The sequence below is a fragment of the Streptomyces arenae genome, from assembly GCF_022343545.1.
GTDB lineage: Bacteria > Actinomycetota > Actinomycetes > Streptomycetales > Streptomycetaceae > Streptomyces > Streptomyces humi.
This window is the reverse complement of record NZ_JAKQYH010000090.1, coordinates 260,634-277,746: the sequence shown is the minus strand read 5'-3', so window position 1 is coordinate 277,746 and position 17,113 is coordinate 260,634. Positions and strand designations below refer to the sequence as shown.

The window sequence follows — 17,113 nt, the reverse complement described above, 5'->3', positions numbered from 1 at the left end:
GAGGGGACACCCGACTCCAGGCCGTGACGAGTCACGCGTTGGACACAACCCGGTATCAACGCTCCGTGATCACGATATGCCACAATCCGCGACATCCTGGCCTTCGGAACGTCGAATCCGCAGACCAGGGCCGTTTCGAACGCTCACCCGAGCAGCTCGGCGGCGAGCACTTCCTCACTCTGTGTGACACCTCCGACACGCTGGGATCGCACCCAGGCCCGCTTGAGGTGCAGGTGGACCTCTGCCTCCCAGGTGAAGCCCATCCCGCCGTGCACCTGGAGGCAGTCCCGGGAACCGGCCACGGCGGCCTCGTCGGCCAGCAGCCGGGCCGCGGCGATGTCCAGGGGGTCGGCGGTGACGGCGGCCGCGTAGACGGCCGCACGCGCGGTCTCGGCGCGCACCAGCATCTCGGCGCAGAGATGCTTGACCGCCTGGAACGCCCCGATCGGCCGGCCGAACTGGACGCGCGTGCGCGCGTGTTGCACGGCCAGCTCGCACACGCGTGTGGCCGTGCCGAGCTGCTCGGCGGCGGTGAGCAGCACGGCCACCGGGTCGGGGGGCCCGGAGACCGCCTCCGGGACCCGGTGCAGGGGCGTCAACGGGTCCACGGAGCGCAGCGGCACGGCCCCCGACGCGTCCCCCGTCACCACGTCCGCCTCGGCCAGCCACTCCACCAGGCCGCCGTCCGCGCGGGCCACCACGGTCCGCCCGTCGGCCGCGCCTGGCACGTCGGCCGCCGCCAGGTGGGTGGCCGTCAACGGGCCGGTCAGCAGCGCCCGTCCGGCCTCCTCGAACACCAACACGGCCTCCGGCAGGCCCAGTCCGACCCCGCCCTCGGCCTCCGGCAGCCGCAGCGCGAAGAACCCGGCCGCCCCCAGCTCCCGCCACAGCTCACGGTCCAGTCCCGGCGCGGCCACGGCGGCCCGGAGCGCACCGGCGTCGAATCTCCGTGCGAGCAGCGCCCGCATGCCGTCCCGCAACGCCTTCTGTTCGTCGGTCGGTTGGAAACGCACGTTCGCTCACGGCCCCTTCGGCAGGCCGAGGATCCGCTCGGCCACGATGTTCCGCTGGATCTGCGAGGTCCCGGCGGCGATGGTGTACGAGAGGGAGGAGAGCCGGTCGAGGACCCAGGGCCGGTCGAGGTCGAGCGCGTCGGGGCCGAGCACGGCGGCGGCCGCGTCGTAGAGCTCCTGGCGCGCGTGCGAGTAGCGCAGTTTGAAGACCGAACCGCCGGTACCGGGCACGCCCCGGCCCTCCGCCTCGCTGACGTTCCACTGGGTGAGCCGCCACAGCGCCCGGAACTCGGCGTTCAGCCGGCCGAGGCGGCGGCGCAGCACCGGGTCGTCCCAGCCGCCGTTCGCACGGGCCGCGCGGGCGAGTTCGCCGAGCACCCGGCGGCAGGCGACGACCTCGCCGACGAAGGCGGTGCCGCGCTCGAAGGAGAGGGTCACCATGGTGACCCGCCAGCCGTCGTTCTCGGCGCCCACCCGGTTGGCCACCGGGACCCGTACCTCGTCCAGGAAGACCTCGGCGAACTCGGCGGACCCGGCGAGCGTGCGCAGCGGCCGTACGGTGATGCCCGGCGCGTCCATCGGCATCGCGAGCCAGGTGATGCCCTGGTGCCGGGGCGCCGCGGGGTCGGTGCGCACCAGCAGCTCGCACCAGTCGGCGACCTCCGCGTGCGAGGTCCAGATCTTGGCGCCGCTGACCACGTAGTCGTCGCCGTCGCGCCACGCGCGTGTGCGCAGCGCGGCCAGGTCGGAGCCGGCGTCCGGTTCGCTGAACCCCTGGCACCACACCTCGTCGCCGCGCAGGATCGGTGCCAGCCAGCGGGCCCGCTGCTCCTCGGTGCCCTCGGCGGCGATGGTCGGACCCGCGTGCAGCAGACCCACGAAGTTGGCGCCCACGTAGGGTGCGCCCGCCCGCTCGGTCTCCTCCAGGAAGATCAGCCGGACGGTCGGGGATGCGTCCCAGTGGACGTCCGCGTACCCGGCGTCGTGGAGCGTGCGCTGCCAGCCGAGATCGTAGGCGCGGCGGCCCGGCCAGTCCTCGGGGCGCGGCTTCGGCGGGAGGCCGGGCAGCACCTTGGCGAGCCACTCCCGAAGACGTGCCCGGAAGTCCTCCTCCTCGGGCGTGTACGACAGATCCACCGGCAGGCACCCCCACGGAACTGATGGCGCGTCAGTTCTCGCAGGCTAGCCGCGCGCCTCTGGACCGACAAGGCGCCAGGACCTACGATCTGACGACTCGTCAGCTGGAGAGGGAGCAGGGCCGGCCATGGACGACACGAACGCCACCGCACACGAGCTGAGCGCCTCCCGCACCCTCTGGGACCTGGCCGCCCGTCGCGCCGAACTGACCCCCGGGCGCCCGGTGTTCCTCCAGGGCGACCGGGCGCTGTCCTTCGGCGGACTGCGCGCGCGTGCCGAACGCGTGGCGGCGGGCCTGTACGGCATGGGGGTGCGGCCCGGCACGGTCGTCGCCTGGCAGCTGCCCACCCGGATCGAGACGGCCGTGCTGTCCTTCGCGCTGGCCAGGCTGGGTGCCGTGCAGTCGCCCGTCATCCCCTTCTACCGCGACCGCGAGGTCGGCTTCGCGCTGCGCGAGTCCAGGGCCGAGTTCTTCGCGGTACCGGGTGTGTGGCGCGGCTTCGACCACACGGAGATGGCCCGGCGGCTGGGCGCGAAGGGCGTCTTCGAGGTGTACGACGCCGACGGGCTGCCGGACGGCGACCCGGCCGTCCTGCCCGCCCCGCCCGCCGAGGGCACCTCGGTCCGGTGGATCTACTGGACCTCGGGAACCACCTCCGACCCCAAGGGCGTTCTGCACACGGACCGTTCGCTGATCGCGGGCGGTTCGTGTCTCGCGCACGCGCTGCGGCTCACGGCGGCGGACGTGGGCTCGATGGCGTTCCCGTACGCGCACATCGCGGGCCCCGACTACACGGTGATGCTGCTGCTGTACGGCTTCCCCGCGGTGCTGTTCGAGCAGTTCGCGCTGCCGGACGCGCTGCCGGAGTACCGCAGGCACGGGGTGACGGTCGCGGGCGGGTCGACGGCGTTCTACTCGATGTTCCTGGCCGAGCAGCGCAGGCAGCCGGGGACCAGGGTGATTCCGTCGCTGCGGCTGCTCGCGGGCGGCGGGGCGCCCAAGCCGCCGGAGGTGTACCACGCGGTGGTGCGGGAGATGGGGGTGCAGCTGACGCACGGGTACGGCATGACCGAGGTGCCGATGATCACGATGGGGGCGCCGGACGACACCGCGGAGAACCTGGCGACGACCGAGGGGCGGCCGCCGGCCGGGATGGAGATCCGGATCGCCGAGGGCGGCGAGGTACGGCTGCGGGGGGAGGCGGTGTGCCAGGGGTACCTGGACCCGGCACAGACCGCGGAAGCCTTCGACGAGGACGGGTTCCTGCGCACCGGCGACCTCGGCCGGGTGACCGGAACCGGTCACCTGGTCCTCACCGGACGGCTCAAGGACGTGATCATCCGCAAGGGCGAGAACATCTCGGCCAAGGAGATCGAGGACCTGCTCGCCGCGCATCCGGCGGTCGGCGACGCGGCGGTGGTGGGGCTGCCGGACGCGGAGCGCGGGGAGTTGGTGTGCGCGGTGGTCGAACAGCCGCCGGGCACCGCCGCGCTGACGCTGCCCGAGGTGGTGGCGTACCTGCGCGCGGAAGGGCTGTCGGTGCACAAACTGCCGGAGCGGCTGGAGGTGGTGGACGCCCTGCCGCGCAACGAGACCCTGCGCAAGGTGCTCAAGTACCGGCTGCGCGAGCGCTTCTCGGGCGGTGCTACTCCGGGATCGTGAAGTAGCGGGCGAACGCGGGGACGATCTCCGCCTCCTCGACCCTGTTGTCGCCGTCGGTGTCGAGGCCCGCCGCGACCGCCCGCGCGGTCTCCGGGGGTACGCCGAGGACGCGCAGCACCCGCACGGTGTCGGGGACCGTCGCCGTGCCGTCGCCCGCGGTGTCCGCGAGGGCGAGGGCCGCGTGCAGGAAGGGGCGGGCGATCTCGGCGAAGCGGTCGGGGTTGTCGTGCAGCCGCTTGACCGCGCCGCTGACGAACTCCTCGCGGGTGATGCGCTGGTCGCCGTCGCGGTCCGCCATGCCGGCCATGCCCTGCCAGAAGGCCTCGGCGCCGGCGTACAGGGCCTGGCCGCGGTCGGAGCGGGCGGGGGTGCCGAACTCGGCGAGCAGCGCCTTGGCCGCCGAGCTGAAGTCCTCGCGGTCGATCCAGCCGTTGCCGTCCTGGTCGAAGGTTGCGAAGCGGGCGGCGATCCGTCGCTCGTACTCGGTGCTGACCATGTGTGTTCGGGCCGCCTTACGTGACGTGGGGGTTCCTTTCGCAGCGAGCGTACGACGTGGGCGGCGGCCGGGGAGCGGGAAAACGTCGGTTGTGCCAAGACCGGGGGAATTCCGCGACAACAATGTGGCACTGGCGGGTTCGTCGGCTATGTGCACCCGTGGGGTGTCAGGCGGAGAGGGGGTCCGCCTCGTCGGAGACCGCGCTGTCGATGTCCGCGTACACGTCGAACAGCCGCCGCACGCCGAGGGCGCCGAGCACCCGGTTGACGTGAGAACCGTCACTCGCCCCCTGGGCGGGCAGGATCAGCCGCAGCCGGCCCCGGCAGGAGCGGATCAGCCGGCGGGCGGCGATCAGCACCCCGACCCCGCTGGAGTCGCAGAAGAAGACGTCGGACAGGTCGAGGACCAGGCAGTGATGACCTTCGGCCACCGCGTCGTGCACCCGCTGGCGCAGCACCGGCGAGGTCACCAGGTCCAGTTCGCCCGACACCCCGATCACGGCCCACTCGCCCTGTTCCACGCCGGTCACCTTGAAAGCCACGGCTCAGCCCTCCGCTCGCCGGATCTCCGGAACCGCCCGGAAACGGAGCCAGTTCCTACGCTTCTTTTCGCGCGGCTGCCCAGCGGCCGTTCCCCGAAACCCCGGATGGCAAACGAGCGACGATCAGGAAAGGTCTTGTTTCAGTCACTGTCGATCCCGGTCAGTCATGGTCGATCCTGTTCGGGCAGAAACAGGAGGTTCGCTCGGACACGGCTGCGCCGACGGAACGGCACGGCGCGGTCCGGGCGGGTCTTTACCACTCCATGTCCGTCAGGGGGCGCGCATTGCCACAAAGGGGCGTGCGTCGCCGGACGTGCCGACTACATTCGAGGAGACGGTGCAGACACGCTGGACACGGGCACGGGGAGGGGGCCGCATGGCGAAGAAGGACGTTCCGCCCCGCTGGGACCGCAAGATGCAGCAGCGGCTCGCGCGCGGCGAGGCGGCCGCCCTCGGTGAGCTCTACGACCGCTTCGCCTCGCTGGTGCACGGCCTCGCCCACCGCGTCCTCGGCGACGAGAGCGCCGCGGACGCGATAACCCGCGAGGTCTTCACCCATGTCTGGGAACACCCCGACGCCTACGACCCCCGGCAGGGGCCGCTGCGCTCCTGGGTCGCCGCGCTGACCCACCGGCTCGCCGTGCAGCGCCTGCGGGCCACCGAGACCGCCGCGCTCCCGGCCGGCGCCGGCGGCTCGGCCGAGGCCGCGGAGGAACTGGAGCGCAGGGTGCGGCGGGCCTCGGCGTCACCGAGGACGAGGCCCGCCGCCGGCTGCGCCTGGGCCTGCAACTGCTCTCCACCGCACACGACGCCGGAAACCCGCCGGGACACGGAGGCGGCGCATGAGCGACACCTACGAGTCACCCGACAGGCACGAGGGCCCTGACGGGGACGCCCGCCACGACGGACCGGGCGGGCACGAGGGCCCTGTCGGGGGCGAGCGGCACGGTGGAGCCGGTGGGGACGGCGGACGCGGCGGAGCCCGTGGGAACGGCGGACCCGGTGGGCACGAGGGTCCTGGCGGGGGCGAGCGGCACGGGGGAGCCGGTGGGGACGGCGGACGCGGCGGAGCCCGTGGGCACGGCGGACCCGGTGGGCACGAGGGTCCTGGCGGGGGCCAGCGGCACGGTGGATCCGGTGAGAACGGCGGACCCGACGGGCGCGAGGGTCCTGGCGGGGGCGAGCGGCACGGGGGATTCGGTGGGGACGGCGGGGTCGGCTCGCACGGTGGGCGTGGGGGACACGGTCGGCACGGTTCTGGTTCCGGGGACGGTGACGTGCCCCGGGGTGGTGGCGGGAGCGGGCGGCCGCCGCGCATACCGGTGCCCAGGGCCTCCGTGGAGGACGGCGGGCAGTCGCTGCCCGAGCCGGCCGACCTGCCCTCCGTACCGCTGGAGTTGTCGCACGACGTCCTGAAGTCGCTGCTCGGGGCGTGGGCGCTCGCCGCCTGTTCGGCACCGGAGGCCCTCGCCGTCGAGGCCCACCTCGGGGACTGCGGGGCCTGCGCGGACGAGGCGCTGCGGCTGCGGGACGCGGTCGGCCTGCTGCACCAGCCGGAGAGCCTGGACCTCGACCCCGGGCTGCGCACCCGGGTCCTGGAGGCCTGCCTGGACCGCCGGCCGGCCCGGATCCCGATCCCCGCCTGGGCGGCGCCCTACGACGCCGAGACCGCCCGCCTGGACGCCCTGCTCCAGGACATCGGCGACGCGGAGTGGCACGCACCGGTGCGGCTGCGCTGGTTCGACGGCCAGACGCCGGCGAGCCGCCGTACGACCGTCGCCGGGGTCATCGCGCACCTGCTGTCCGTGGACGGGCTGGTGGCGGCCGCGCTGGGCCTGGACGACCCCCTGGGCAAGGCCCCGGTGACCGGGCCCGCCGCCCGGACCGAGGCCTTCTGGGAGGCGTCGTACTTCCCGCCGACCCGTGCGGTGCGGGTGCCCTGGCGGGAGCAGAGCCACCGGCTGGTGCAGACCGTCTCCTTCACCGGCGGCGGCGCCGGGCGCCTCGGGGTGTCGTACGGCGACTTCGAACTGCCCTTGCACGACGCGATGCTGGACCGGGCGTTCGAGTGCTGGGTGCACGCCGAGGACATCGCGGAGGCCGTGGACTACCCCTACGGGCCGCCGGCCCCTCGGCACCTGCACAAGATGATCGACCTCGCGGCCCGCATGCTGCCCGTCGCACTGGCCGCCCGTCGGCAGGCGGGGCTGGCGGCGCCCGGTCCGACGCCCCACCTGGTCCCCGCGGGACAGCCCGGCCGGAGCCTGCGGCTGGAGATCGAGGGCAGCGGCGGCGGCGAGTGGCTGATCCCGCTGGACTCGCCCGGGGCGGTGGGGTCGGCGGAGCACGAGGTGGCGCATGTGGCGCTGGACGACGTCGAGTTCTGCCAGCTGGCCGCGGGTCACGTGCCTCCGGAGGAGGCGGCCGCGGGCCAACGGGGCGACCGCACGGCCATCAGAGACGTCCTGTTCGCGGCGGCGAGCCTGAGCCGGATGTAGGGGCGTACGCCTATGGGGCGGGGAGGCTCTGTGGGACGGCGAGTGCGGGTGGTTCGCGGCTGGTCGCGCAGTTCCCCGCGCCCCTTCAGGGGCGTTGGTGCAGCGCGCCCTGAAGGGGCGCTGGGGGTACCCCCGGCCGAAGGCTGGGGGAGGAACTGCGCGGGCGACCACGACGAACCCGCAGCCGCCCTGCGACAGGGACCGCCCTGCCCTCTAGGCGAAGACGACCGTCCGGCGGCCGTTCAGCAGGATCCGGCGTTCCGCGTGCCACTTCACCGCGCGCGCCAGCGCCTGGCACTCCACGTCGCGGCCGATCGCGACCAGCTGGTCCGGGGTGACGTCGTGCCCCACCCGCTCGACCTCCTGCTCGATGATCGGCCCCTCGTCGAGGTCGGCCGTCACATAGTGCGCGGTCGCACCGATCAGCTTCACGCCCCGCGCATGCGCCTGGTGGTACGGCTTCGCGCCCTTGAAGCTCGGCAGGAACGAGTGGTGGATGTTGATGATCCGGCCGCTCAGCTGCTTGCACAGGTCGTCCGAGAGGACCTGCATGTAACGGGCCAGGACGACCAGCTCGACACCCTGCTCACGGACCAGTTCGAGCAGCTGGGCCTCGGCGTCGGCCTTGGTCTCCCTCGTCACCGGGATGTGGTGGAAGGGCACGTGGTACGACTCCACCAGCTCCTGGAAGTCGGTGTGGTTGGACACCACCGCGGCGATGTCCACCGGCAGCGCCCCGATCCGGGCGCGGAACAGCAGGTCGTTCAGGCAGTGCCCGAACTTGCTGACCATGAGGACGATGCGCATCCGCTCGTCGGCCCGGTTGATCTGCCAGTCCATGTGGAAGGAGTCGCCGATCGCCGCGAAGCTGGCCCGCAGCTTGTCGACCGTCACCGGCGCCTCGGCCGAGAAGTGCACCCGCATGAAGAACAGACCCGTGTCGTGGTCCCCGAACTGCTGGCTGTCCTCGATGTTGCAGCCGGTCATGAAGAGGTAGCTCGACACGGCGTGCACGATGCCCTGCTTGTCGGGGCAGGCGAGGGTGAGGACGTACTGGTCGGCCAGCGCGGCCTGGGCTCGGGTGGGCTGATCGGTCATGCACCACAGAATCTCATGTCCCGCCGCCCCGGACACGGGATGCCCGCATCCCGGACCGCCCGGAGCCGGTTTCAGGCCGCCCGCGTCATGATCCGCAGCACTTCCAGACTGCGCGGCGGGATCTCCGGGTCGTCACCGTCGCTCGTCGCCAGGCGTATGTGCGCGTCCCGGGCGGCCCGGACCGCGTCCGGCCACCCCTGGTGGTCGAGGTAGGCGGAGACCTGCGCGTCCGGCCCCACCTGGTGCATGATCCGCAGCACCCGCAGCACGGCGGTGTCGACGAGCGCCGCCTCCTGCGAGTCGCGGAATATCGTCCCGACGTACTTCTCGGCGGACCAGTTGTCCAGCCAGGTGTCCTCGACCAGCCGGTAGACCGCGTCGGTCACGTCGCCGTACCCGTCCTGGCCGGCCAGCCAGACGTTCCGCTGGAAGTCCGGGTCGGAGAGCATGTGCAGCGCGGAGCGCACATTGCTGCGCCAGCGCCACCATGGCATGTCATTGAGTGGCATGTCGCCCATGGTGGAGGAGCGACGGCCGCGACGGGAAGAGTTCTCCGAACCTTGCACGGTCATCGATCGTACGTTCCTCGACACACGCCCTTCACCCGCCCCCGTAATTCACCTGCGCGTCACCTTTCGTTGACCGAGGGTCACTCCCGGGTTTTTGATGTGACGGAATCGTGCGTGTCCATGACCGGCAGTCGGCACAAGCGCAGCACATTCCCCCTCTTGCCCCACCGGCCCCGCAGAACCACCGCCCTGTCCGCGGTGGCCATGGCGGCCTGTGTGTCCCTCGCCGCCGGCTGCGGGACCGTCCCAGGGTTCGCCGGCGCGGCCGACGACGAGATCAAGGTGATGACCTGGGCGCCGCAGAAGACCGGCGCCACCAACAAGCCGGGCATGCCCGCCATGGCGTCGGCCGTCGTCCGCTGGCTCAACTCCCGGGGCGGCATCGGCGGACGCAAGCTCAAGCTGATCACCTGCAACGACCACAACACCAGCGTGGGCGCGGCGAACTGCGCCCAGCGCGCCGCCGACGAGAACGTGGTCGCGGTGGTCGGCTCCTACAGCCAGTTCGGCGACTCGTACTTCGCCCCGCTGGAGGGTGCCGCCATCCCGTACATAGGCGGCTACGGGGCCTCGAACGTGGAGTTCACCAGTCCCGTCTCCTATCCCGTCAACGGCGGCCAGCTCACGCTGCTGGCCGGGCTCGGGGAGGCCCTGGCCGAGTCCTGCGGTCCGGTCACCCTGGTCCGCCCGGACAGCATCGCCGGCGACCAGCTGCCCCAGCTGCTCGACTCGGGCCTGCGGGCGGGCGGCCACGCGAAGGCGATCGACCAGCTCGCCGCCGAGGACCTCACCGCGTACGACGAGCAGTCGAAGAAGGCGCTGGGGAGCGCGTCCTCGGACTCGGCGAAGACGGGCTGCGTGGTGCCCGAGCTGGGGGGCCGCACGGCCACCTTCATGGACAGCTTCCAGCGCGCCCGGCAGGACTACCCGACGGTGAAGACGGCCGCCGAGGTCGGCAGTGTCGACCAGACGGTCATCAACTCCACCGGCGGGGCGTCCGGCCCGTACGAGGGGTCGTACATCACCGGCTGGTACCCGGTCGCCTCGGACCCGCACTGGGACGAGATGAAGAAGGTCATCAGCAAGGAGGCGTTCGGCGACAACCGGATCGACCCGGCCGACGCCGGAGTGCAGACCACCTGGATCGCCTACAAGGTCCTCACCGCCGTCCTGGAGAAGATCGGCGACGGCGAGGTGACCTCCGACAGTGTGCGCCGCACCCTCAACGACGGCCTGAAGGTGTCCACCGGCGGCCTCACCCCCACCCTGACCTGGCCCTACCAGGGCAAGCTGGCCGCGGCCGGGTTCTCCCGGCTGGTCAACGCCGACGTCAACGTCCAGACCGTCAAGGGCGGCCTGCTCCAGTCGGCCAACAAGAACGCCCTCGACATGACGGAGATCCTGGCGAACGCCGACCTCAGCTGAGCCTCAGCCGGCCGCGGGCGCGGGGGTCCTCACAGCTGGGTGGGCTGCCGCTGGGTCAGCCCGTACTTGTTCGCGATCGTGTTCCACAGCGCCGCCGCCTTCACCTTCTGGGAGCTGGCGGTGCCGCTCTCGCGGTTGCCGGCCGCGGTCTGGCCGGTGACGCGGGCCTGGCCCTTCTTGCAGCCGTGCTTGCCGCCGGCCTGGTCGGCCCAGGCCGCGTAGTGGTTGTCGGCGTTCGCGGAGGCCTGCCAGGCCTTGGTGAGCGAGGCGGTCAGCTCGGCGTTGTTCGGCAGCTTGTCGACGGACAGCTTCGACAGCCGGGTGACCAGCTCGGTGCGCTGCTTGGCCGCGTTGCGCAGGTCGGAGGCGGAGCCGCCCAGGTTGTCGCACTGCTTCACGCTGGCGACCGCGCTGATCACGGTGGCCCGGCTGCTGCCGCTGTCGGCGAGCAGCTTGTCCAGGGCCACGGCCTGCGCCTTCGCGGGGTCGGCCGCGGCCGCCGAGGAGTCCGCGGAGGCCGACGCGGACGCGGCGACCGTCTTGTTGTCGTCCGACTTGTCGCCGCCCCCGCCGAGCAGGGCACCGGCGCCGATCCCGAGGACGGCGATCCCGATCCCGACGGCCGCGATCAGGGGCACCTTCGACCGGGTACGGCCACCCCGGCCACCGCCGTTGCCGGCGTCGTCGTAGCGGTCGTACGACGGCGGGGGCGGGGGCGGGGTGTAGGCGGGCTGGGGCTGCTGCTGGAAGCGGGGCAGCTGGGCCGTGGACGCGGCGGGGGGCTCGCCGCCCGGCCCGCTGCGGAAGAGGTTGTCGAACTCGGCGGGCGGCTGCCGGTCGGCGCCCGGTGCGCCCTGCGGGCCACCGGCCGGGTAGGGCGCGATGTACTGCGTGGCGTCGGCGTCCGAGTGCGCCGCGGGGGCGGGCTGACGGCCGAGGAAGGTGGTCTGCTCGTGCGAGTTCTCCGGCGGCAGCGCTCCCGGGCCGACCGGCGGGATCAGCTGGGTGGCGCCCTCGGGGGCGGCCGCCACCGGCGGTATGAACTGGGTGGCGCCCTCGTCGACCGGTGCGGCGGGCACCGGCGGTATGTACCGGGTCGCGCCCTCGTCGGCGGACGGCAGCGCGCCGGGGGCGCCGTAGGGGTCCTGGCCGGCGGCCGGGGGCATCGAGGCGCCGTACGACTGCTGCTGGGGCGGGGTGCCGTAGCCGCTCCCGTACGACTGCTCGTAGCCGCCGCCGTACGGGGCCGCCGACGCCCCCTCGGGCGGGAGCGGACCGGCTCCCGGGGTGTGCGCGGCGTGGGACTGGCCGTTCCAGGCGGACGACTGGTCCGGGGTGCTCCACTCCTGGCCGGCCGCCTGCGGCCAGCTCTGCTGGGGCTGGGCGGCACCCTGCTGGTGGCCGCTCTGATGGCCGTTCTGGTGGCCGTTCTGGTGGCCGTTCTGGTGGCCGTTCTGGTGGCCGGGCCCCCAGGGCTGTCCCCAGGACTGCCCCTCGGTGGGCGCGGTGGCCGGCGCCGGGGCCGTGGCGGGCGGCTGGACCGGGCGGGCGGAGCCGCCGGTCATGCCGGGCAGCAAGGGCTCGCCACCGTCGGAGGGCAGCACGATGCCTTCGCGCGCGGGCTCGCCCTGTCCACTCTGCGTCACCGGGACTCCTACTAATGGGGGACCTTGTGAATCGTCGGCTCACGCTACCGGGTCCCCTCCACCGGGTGCCACGCAGCCAGGGGCGCGATCTTGTTCCCGGTGACGGTGGTGACGAAACCGCCCCGCGGTGCGCTGTATATGCCGTGTTCTGTGCGGCAAGGTGTGGTTTGCCACACGTTCACACATCCGCGGGGCATGAATTCACGCGGCCGCCTGGAGGTCCAGGCGCGCCCCGAACTCCCTTACCACCGGTTCGTCCCGGAACGGCTCCAGTCGCTGCTGGAAGTCCTCCAGGTACTCGGCGCCCCGGTTGGAGCGGACGGTCTCCAGCAGCTCGACCGCCTTCGTCCCGGTGGCACAGGCCTGTTCGATCTCGCGCTGCTGCACCTGCGCTGTGGCGAGGAGCACATAGCCGATGGCGCGGCGCCGGGCGCGGGACTCCGGGTGCCCGTCCAGCGACTGCCGGGCGCACCTGGCCGCCGCCTCGGCCTGTCCCAGGTCACGGTGGCAGTGCGCCAACTCGTCGGCCAGATAGGCCTCGTCGAAGTGCGCGATCCACGCCGGGTCGTCCCCGGAGGAGGGGTCGGCCGCCTCCATCGCCGACACCGCCCGCCCGGACGCCAGCTGCGTGGCCCGTACGTCACCGAGCAGCGCGTGTCCGCGGGCCTCGGCGGCGAAGAACATCGCCTCCGCGCGCGGGGTCACGCGACCACGCGCCCCCTCCTGCGCCGCCCGGGCCAGCTGGGCGATCTCCCGCGGGTTCCCGAGCTGTGCGGCGAGGTGGCTCATGGAGGCGGCGAGCACGTAGCCGCCGTAACCGCGGTCGCCGGCGGCCTGCGCGAGCCGCAGCGACTGGATGTAGTACCGCTGCGCGAGCCCGGGTTGACCGGTGTCGACGGCCATGTAGCCCGCCAGTTCGGTGAGTCGGGCCACCGCGGCGAACAACTCCCTGCCGACCGACTCCCGGTAGGAGCCGGCCAGCAGCCCGGACACGACGCTGTTGAGGTAGTGCACGACGACCGGGCGCACATGCCCGCTGCCGAACTGGTGGTCCAGGTCGGTCAGCGCCTGTGTCATCGCCTTCACGGCCGCGACGTCCGCCTGCCCGACCCGTGGCCCCGCCTGGCGCGCCACCTGGGCGTCCGGCGCCGAGATCAGCCAGTCCCGGCTCGGCTCCACCAGCGCGGACGCGGCGACCGAGGAACCGGACAGGAAGTCCCGGCGCCCCACGTCACTGCGCCACAGCTCGCAGACCTGCTCGATGGCCCCGAGGACGGTCGGCGAGAACTGGAGACCGACGCCCGACGCGAGGTTCTTGCCGTTGGCCATGCCGATCTCGTCGATGGTGACCGTACGGCCCAGCTTCCGCCCGAGCGCCTCGGCGATGATCGCGGGCGCCCGGCCCCGCGGCTGCTGGCCGCGCAGCCAGCGCGCCACCGACGTCTTGTCGTACCGGAGGTCGAGACCGTGCTCGGCGCCGCACATGTTGACCCGGCGGGCGAGCCCGGCGTTCGAGCACCCCGCCTCCTGGATGAGCGCCTGCAACCGTTCGTTCGGCTGCCGCGCGACAAGCGGCCTTGCGGCCATGGCGTACCCCCTGCGAACTCCCTGTTGGGAAAAGATCCGGCCTTTGCGATCACTGCCCAGCGGACATACCGAAAATGCGGGACATGCGAGGATTGCCGGGTAAACGCGGCGGAACTGCGGGCACGGCCGCCGCCAACCCCCCACTTCTGACTACCCGCTCACGCCCCGGGTTCCTCCTGCGCGCCCCCGCACATGCATCCATGCGCCCCGATTGCGGAGAAGATGCTCCTCCCCCGCGCGCGTAACGCCCGTAACTCCAGGTGGGTGCGGGAGTTGTGTTGGGCGTGGAAGAGACGATCGTCGGCGCCGAAGCCGCTCAGATTCCGAAGCAGCGCGGGGAATCGCTGCTGGAGACCGCCGTACGCTACGCCGAGGAGCGCCACTGGGACGTCTTCCCGGGGACCTGGCTGGAAGCGGCCGAGGGGGTGCAGCGCTGCTCCTGCGGGGAGGTCGCGTGCGCGGCGCCCGGCGCGCACGCGGCGCGTCCGGACTGGGCGTCGCAGGCGACCGGTAGTGCGACGGTGGCGCGCCGGATGTGGCAGAAGCAGCCGACGGCGTCGATCCTGCTGCCGACGGGCCGGACCTTCGACGCGCTGACCGTCCCGGAGACGGCGGGGTTCCTGGCGCTGGCCCGTATGGAGCGGATGGAGCTGACGCTGGGGCCGGTGACGCTGACCCCGGACCGGCGGATGCAGTTCTTCGTTCTTCCCGGGGCGGCGGTGAAGCTGCCGGACCTGGTGCGGCGGCTGGGCTGGTCGCCCGCGTCCCTGGATCTGACGGCGCTGGGCGAGGGGGCGTACGTACCGGCGCCGCCGACGCGGTACGGGTCGCGGGGGGCCGTGCAGTGGGCCTGCCGGCCGACCGCTGCGAACCGGTGGCTGCCGGATGCGGAGGAGCTGATCTCGGCGTTGGCGTATGCGTGCGGGAGGGACCGGTAGGCGCCTACTGGGTTGCCGGGTTCGCGTTGTCGGCGACCGCGGGTGCGTCGTGGCCGATCGCGCAGTTCCCCGCGCCCCTGACGGGGCGCTGTGGTGCCCCCCGTAGGGTTCAGGCATGACCGATGCCGTGCGTGTTCGTGGGCTCTGGAAGCGGTTCGGGCAGCAGGTCGCCGTCGGTGGTATCGATCTGTCGCTGCCCGCCGGGAAGTTCGTCGGGCTGGTCGGGCCCAACGGCGCCGGGAAGACCACCACCCTCTCCATGGTGACCGGGCTGCTCCGGCCGGACCAGGGAAGCGTCGAGGTCGTCGGGCACGACGTCTGGCGGGACCCGGTGGCGGTGAAGGCCCGCATCGGCGTACTGCCCGAAGGGCTCCGGCTCTTCGAACGGCTTTCCGGACGCGAACTGCTCGGCTACTCGGGACGGCTGCGCGGCCTGCCCGGCGCCGAGGTCGACAAGCGGGCCACCCAGCTCCTCGACGTGCTCGATCTCGCCGGTGCCCAGCACAAGCTCGTCGTCGACTACTCGACCGGGATGCGCAAGAAGATCGGCCTCGCGGCCGCGCTGCTGCACAACCCGGAGGTGCTCTTCCTGGACGAACCGTTCGAGGGCGTGGACCCGGTGTCCGCGCAGACCATCCGGGGCGTACTCGAGCGCTACACCGCCTCCGGGGCGACCGTCGTCTTCTCCTCCCACGTCATGGAACTCGTCGAGTCGCTGTGCGACTGGGTCGCGGTGCTGGCGGCGGGCCGGATCCGCGCGACGGGCACCCTGGCGGAGGTCCGCGGCGACCACCCCACCCTCCAGGCCGCGTTCCTGGAACTCGTCGGCGCGAGCGGCCGGGACGCGGCCTCGGACCTGGACTGGCTGGGCGGCGGGGCCCGATGACGGACGTGACCTCCACCGTCGTACGGCTGAAGCTGTCGCTGCTGCGGAACGGACTGCGGCAGTCCGGCGGCCGACGGGCCGCGTTCATCGCGTCGGCGGTCCTCGCGCTGCTCTTCGCGGTACTGCAACTGCTGGGCCTGGTGCTGCTGCGCGGGCACCCGCACGCGGACGCGGTGGCCGTACCGGCGGCGGCCGTGCTGGCGCTGGGCTGGGCGTTCATGCCGCTGTTCTTCCCAAGTGGCGACGAGACCCTGGACCCCACCCGGCTGGTGATGCTCCCGCTGCGGCCACGGCCGCTGGTACGGGCCCTGCTCGCCGCCTCCCTGGTCGGCATCGGACCGCTGTTCTCGCTGTTGCTGCTGGTGGGCTGTGCGGTGGCCGTGGCGCACGGGGCGGCCGGGTACGGCGTCGCGGTCGTCGGCGTCGTCCTCGCGCTGCTGGTCTGCGTGGCGCTCGCGCGGGCGGTCGCCGCCGCGAACGTACGACTGCTCAGCAGCCGTAAGGGACGGGACCTGGCCGTGCTGAGCGGCCTGGTCGTCGCGGTCGGGGCGCAGCTGGTCAACTTCGCCGCCCGCAGCCTGGGTTCGGCCGGGCTCGGGGAGCTGGCACCGGTGGCCGACGTGCTGCGGTGGCTGCCGCCCGCGTCGGCGATCGGCGCGGTGCGCTCGGCGAGCGACGGGTCGTACGGCACTGCGGTCCTGCAACTCGCCCTGTCCGGCGCCGCGCTGGCGCTGCTCGTGGGCGCGTGGGCGCGGACCCTGACCCGGCTGATGACCGCACCCGACGGTTCCACGCTCCAGGCCCCCGACCAGGCCGGCCGGCGCCGTACGTCCGGGGGCGGCGGCCTCGGCGGTCTGCTCCCCGCCGGACGCACCGGCACGGTCATGGCGCGCAGCCTGCGCTATGTCTGGCGTGATCCCAAGACCAAGGCCGCCTGGGTGACCTCGCTGGCCATCGGTCTGATCGTGCCCGTCTTCAACGCCGTGCAGGGCACCGGGTCGGTCTACTTCGCGTGCTTCGCGGCCGGGATGCTCGGCATCCAGATGTACAACCAGTTCGGGCAGGACACCTCCGCTTTCTGGATGGTGGCCATGACCGTCTCGTCCGCGCGGGACGCCTACGTCGAACTGCGCGGCCGGGCCCTCGCCCTGCTGGTGATCACCCTGCCGTACGCGACACTGGTGACCGTCCTGACCACGGCGCTGCTCGGCGACTGGCACCGGCTGCCCGAGGTGCTGGGCCTCTCCTTCGCCCTGCTCGGCGCGATGCTGGCGACCGGCGCCTGGACCTCGGCCCGCTTCCCGTACTCCATCCCCCAGGAGGGCCACCGCAACGTGGCCGCCGGACAGACCGGCCTGGCCTGGATCGCGATCTTCGGCGGCATGGTCGCGGCGGCCCTGCTGTGCGCCCCCGTCATCACCCTGACGATCGCCCTGAACGTGACCGCCGGGGGCGACGCCTGGACATGGCTCCTACTCCCGGTGGGCGCGGGTTACGGAGCGGCGATCACCTGGGCGGGCCTACACGCGGCGGCCCCCCGCACGGCCGCCCATCTGCCGGAAATCCTGACAGCCGTCAGCAGGGGGTGACTGCGGCGCCCCTTAAGGGGCGCTGGG

At 72.9% G+C, this 17,113-nt stretch carries 15 protein-coding genes and 1 pseudogene; 7 read left to right on the top strand and 9 right to left on the bottom strand.

What is annotated here, in order from left to right; all coding sequences use genetic code 11:
* Positions 1 to 143: 143 nt before the first annotated feature.
* Together MB828_RS43310 and MB828_RS43305 are read right to left on the bottom strand one after the other, a co-directional pair.
* Positions 144 to 1,013, bottom strand: a complete 870-nt coding sequence (locus tag MB828_RS43310) for an acyl-CoA dehydrogenase family protein (RefSeq protein WP_301652938.1) — start codon at positions 1,011 to 1,013, stop codon at positions 144 to 146.
* 6 nt (positions 1,014 to 1,019) lie between these two features.
* Complete coding sequence (locus MB828_RS43305) at positions 1,020 to 2,150, bottom strand: acyl-CoA dehydrogenase family protein (RefSeq protein WP_301652937.1); 1,131 nt, start codon at positions 2,148 to 2,150, stop codon at positions 1,020 to 1,022.
* Positions 2,151 to 2,277: 127 nt separating this feature from the next.
* Between MB828_RS43305 and MB828_RS43300 the strand changes: the two genes are divergently transcribed.
* A complete protein-coding gene (locus MB828_RS43300) occupies positions 2,278 to 3,813 on the top strand; it encodes a class I adenylate-forming enzyme family protein (protein ID WP_301652936.1) in 1,536 nt (511 codons plus the stop codon).
* Here the strand turns inward: MB828_RS43300 and MB828_RS43295 are convergent.
* Together MB828_RS43295 and MB828_RS43290 are read right to left on the bottom strand one after the other, a co-directional pair.
* A complete protein-coding gene (locus MB828_RS43295; protein WP_301652935.1) occupies positions 3,797 to 4,309 on the bottom strand; it encodes an EF-hand domain-containing protein in 513 nt (170 codons plus the stop codon). The two genes, MB828_RS43300 and MB828_RS43295, sit on opposite strands and share 17 nt — an antisense overlap.
* Before the next feature lie 166 nt (positions 4,310 to 4,475).
* Positions 4,476 to 4,850 carry an STAS domain-containing protein gene (locus tag MB828_RS43290; RefSeq protein ID WP_046734026.1) on the bottom strand — a complete coding sequence of 125 codons (375 nt, stop codon included), beginning with the start codon at positions 4,848 to 4,850 and terminating at the stop codon, positions 4,476 to 4,478.
* 376 nt (positions 4,851 to 5,226) lie between these two features.
* Between MB828_RS43290 and MB828_RS43285 the strand changes: the two are divergent.
* Positions 5,227 to 5,696: pseudogene (locus MB828_RS43285) on the top strand (sigma factor).
* A gap of 14 nt (positions 5,697 to 5,710) precedes the next feature.
* Here MB828_RS43285 and MB828_RS43280 read toward each other — a convergent pair.
* Positions 5,711 to 6,094 (bottom strand): hypothetical protein, encoded by a 384-nt coding sequence (locus tag MB828_RS43280; RefSeq protein ID WP_301652934.1) that lies wholly within the window; start codon positions 6,092 to 6,094, stop codon positions 5,711 to 5,713.
* A 33-nt stretch (positions 6,095 to 6,127) separates the two neighbouring features.
* Between MB828_RS43280 and MB828_RS43275 the strand changes: the two genes are divergently transcribed.
* A complete protein-coding gene (locus MB828_RS43275) occupies positions 6,128 to 7,348 on the top strand; it encodes a maleylpyruvate isomerase N-terminal domain-containing protein (RefSeq protein WP_301652933.1) in 1,221 nt (406 codons plus the stop codon).
* Positions 7,349 to 7,561: 213 nt separating this feature from the next.
* On the opposite strand, the gene purU is transcribed toward MB828_RS43275, so the two are convergent.
* Together purU and MB828_RS43265 are read right to left on the bottom strand one after the other, a co-directional pair.
* A complete protein-coding gene (purU, locus tag MB828_RS43270; RefSeq protein WP_133026609.1) occupies positions 7,562 to 8,446 on the bottom strand; it encodes a formyltetrahydrofolate deformylase in 885 nt (294 codons plus the stop codon).
* A gap of 71 nt (positions 8,447 to 8,517) precedes the next feature.
* Positions 8,518 to 9,018 (bottom strand): SCO4402 family protein, encoded by a 501-nt coding sequence (locus tag MB828_RS43265; RefSeq protein ID WP_071659522.1) that lies wholly within the window; start codon positions 9,016 to 9,018, stop codon positions 8,518 to 8,520.
* 117 nt (positions 9,019 to 9,135) lie between these two features.
* Between MB828_RS43265 and MB828_RS43260 the strand changes: the two genes are divergently transcribed.
* Positions 9,136 to 10,440, top strand: coding sequence for an ABC transporter substrate-binding protein (locus MB828_RS43260; protein ID WP_301652932.1), 1,305 nt, complete (start codon positions 9,136 to 9,138; stop codon positions 10,438 to 10,440).
* Between the two features lie 29 nt (positions 10,441 to 10,469).
* Here MB828_RS43260 and MB828_RS43255 read toward each other — a convergent pair whose 3' ends face one another.
* Both MB828_RS43255 and MB828_RS43250 read right to left on the bottom strand, forming a co-directional pair.
* Positions 10,470 to 12,086: a hypothetical protein gene (locus MB828_RS43255; protein WP_301652931.1), complete on the bottom strand. Its 1,617-nt coding sequence runs from the start codon at positions 12,084 to 12,086 to the stop codon at positions 10,470 to 10,472.
* 201 nt (positions 12,087 to 12,287) lie between these two features.
* Entirely contained in the window at positions 12,288 to 13,673 is a 1,386-nt protein-coding gene (locus tag MB828_RS43250) for a transcriptional regulator (protein WP_133026613.1), read from the bottom strand.
* Positions 13,674 to 13,948: 275 nt separating this feature from the next.
* On the opposite strand from MB828_RS43250, the gene MB828_RS43245 reads away from it, so the two are divergent.
* From MB828_RS43245 to MB828_RS43235, 3 genes are all read left to right on the top strand, one after another.
* Positions 13,949 to 14,611, top strand: coding sequence for a bifunctional DNA primase/polymerase (locus MB828_RS43245; RefSeq protein ID WP_107483307.1), 663 nt, complete (start codon positions 13,949 to 13,951; stop codon positions 14,609 to 14,611).
* A gap of 115 nt (positions 14,612 to 14,726) precedes the next feature.
* Positions 14,727 to 15,497, top strand: a complete 771-nt coding sequence (locus tag MB828_RS43240; RefSeq protein ID WP_046734033.1) for an ABC transporter ATP-binding protein — start codon at positions 14,727 to 14,729, stop codon at positions 15,495 to 15,497.
* Entirely contained in the window at positions 15,494 to 17,086 is a 1,593-nt protein-coding gene (locus tag MB828_RS43235; RefSeq protein ID WP_301652930.1) for a transporter, read from the top strand. Before MB828_RS43240 ends, MB828_RS43235 begins: the two co-directional genes overlap by 4 nt.
* Positions 17,087 to 17,113: the final 27 nt, after the last annotated feature.